Source organism: Erythrobacter sp., from assembly GCF_038133525.1.
In the GTDB taxonomy this organism is placed as follows: Bacteria; Pseudomonadota; Alphaproteobacteria; order Sphingomonadales; family Sphingomonadaceae; genus Qipengyuania.
Genome location: NZ_JAYPTL010000168.1, coordinates 1 through 1705 on the forward strand (window position 1 = coordinate 1; position 1705 = coordinate 1705).

General features: G+C 62.0%; 3 protein-coding genes. All 3 read right to left on the reverse strand.

The features are described 5' to 3' along the window. Positions 1-403: S1 RNA-binding domain-containing protein (locus AAFM29_RS17600; RefSeq protein WP_341714014.1), on the reverse strand; the 403-nt coding region annotated here is incomplete at its 3' end. 368 nt (positions 404-771) lie between these two features. Next, the gene (locus tag AAFM29_RS17605; RefSeq protein WP_341714015.1) at positions 772-1386 is read right to left on the reverse strand and encodes a DUF2238 domain-containing protein; all 615 of its coding nucleotides are present in this window, start codon (positions 1384-1386) and stop codon (positions 772-774) included. Positions 1387-1466: 80 nt separating this feature from the next. Beyond that, positions 1467-1705, reverse strand: a 239-nt coding sequence (locus AAFM29_RS17610; RefSeq protein ID WP_341714016.1) for a GNAT family N-acetyltransferase, incomplete at its 5' end; no start/stop codon positions are given.

The following is a 1705-nucleotide window of genomic DNA, read 5'->3' on the forward strand; positions in this document are numbered from 1 at the left end:
CGTCGAGGTCGACAGTGAAGCCGCCCTTGACGCGGCCGAAGATGCGGCCGTCGACCCGCTTGCCTTCGCCGAACTCGCTTTCCAGCTTGTCCCAGGCGGCTTCGCGGCGGGCGCGGTCGCGCGACAGCATGGCTTCGCCGTCGGCGTTCTCGACGCGATCAACGAAAACTTCGACTTCGTCACCGACTGCCGGTGCCGCGTCGCCTTCGCCACGGAGGAATTCCTTGATGTCGATGCGGCCTTCGCTCTTCAGGCCAACGTCGATCATTGCATAGCCGTTCTCGACGGCGGTAACGGTGCCCTTGACGACGCGACCCTCGAAGCCGCCGTCATCGGCGCCACCGAGCTGCTCGTCGAGCATCTTCGCGAAATCATCGCGGGTAGGGTTGGCAGAGGTTGCCATGTGAATAGTCCTTCGATCGTTTTGCTACCGGCCACCGGTTTATCCGGGGTCTTTCTCCGTCTCCCGCACCATTGCGGGGCTAACGGGGCAAGAGGCCGATGCCGCGCGGGGCCGGATGCCATCGCACGGGTCCTTCCAATCCAAAGATTGCGAGAACGGGCGCGCGCCTAGGCGAAACGGGGGTGAAAGGCAAGCAAATTGCGGGTTGCGACCCCTACAGGATGGAACACATGGAACAGGGTCCGGAACGAAAAAACCAGGGGGTCAGGCGGAGGCATGGAAATGGCGGATTTCTGCGCAATTCGGTTGGGCGAATGGATCATGCCAAGCTGCCTGCCATTGTTGGACGTAAGTAGGAAAGGGGTTTGCTAACCCGCCAGGGTATCTAGCTGTCGGTCATGCAGCCTGGTGAGCAGCAGCAAGGCGCAAGCGGCGCCAATCACGCACATCAGCATGTCCCACTGCGTATCCCAGGGATCACCCTGCGTGCCTAGGAATTCATCGGCGCCCTGGCCCAGCGCCATCGCGGCCCCGAACTCGATCAATTCGTAGGTCGCGCTCACCGCCAGGCAGCTGGCGAGCACAAGCGTGGTCAGCAACAGGCCTCCGCGCAACCCTCCGAGCCGGACGAGCAGTTCGCGCAGCACAATGGCCGGGACGAAGCCCTGGATGAAATGCCCGAAACGATCATAGGGATTGCGTGCGAGATCGAACCAATCCTGCACCGTGAAGCCAATGGGGACGCGAGCATAGGTAAAGGCACCGCCGAGCATCAGCACGAGGCCGTGAAAGCCAATCAGTACGAGTGCGAGCGTGGTGAGCGGGAAGCGCTTGGCACTGGCCCACAGGATCGGCAGGGCGATCAGCGCAGGCGCAACTTCCATCAGCCAGGTTGCGCGATCATATGGGGCCCAGCCAGACGCGACGAGCGCCGCGAACCAGACTGCGGTTAGCGCGATCAGCTGCGAACGATAGCTTTGCATGCCGTCATAACCCCCGTCATCGCACCGGACGACACAGGGCTTATCGGCAGAAACCGCGGGCGGGCAAGGGCAGGGGACGATTAGCCACCGACGTAGCGCATCGCCACATTGCACCGCTCATAGCGCGCGCCATATCTGGCCATGATGTCCACATCATGCACGAAGCCGAGTTTCTCGTAGAGATGAATGGCCGGTGCGCACTTGCTGTTGGTTAGAAGGTAGAGCTCTTCTGCGCCCAATTCGCGGGCGCGTTCGATCATTCCTTCGAGCAGGAATTCGCCCGCCTTCAGGCCTCTTGCCGTTTCGCGCACACCCATCT

What these genes read in the sequence shown, in the direction of transcription:
- AAFM29_RS17605 (WP_341714015.1), bottom strand. Translation starts at nt 1,386, where the DNA reads ATGCAAAGCTATCGTTCGCAGCTGATCGCGCTAACCGCAGTCTGGTTC.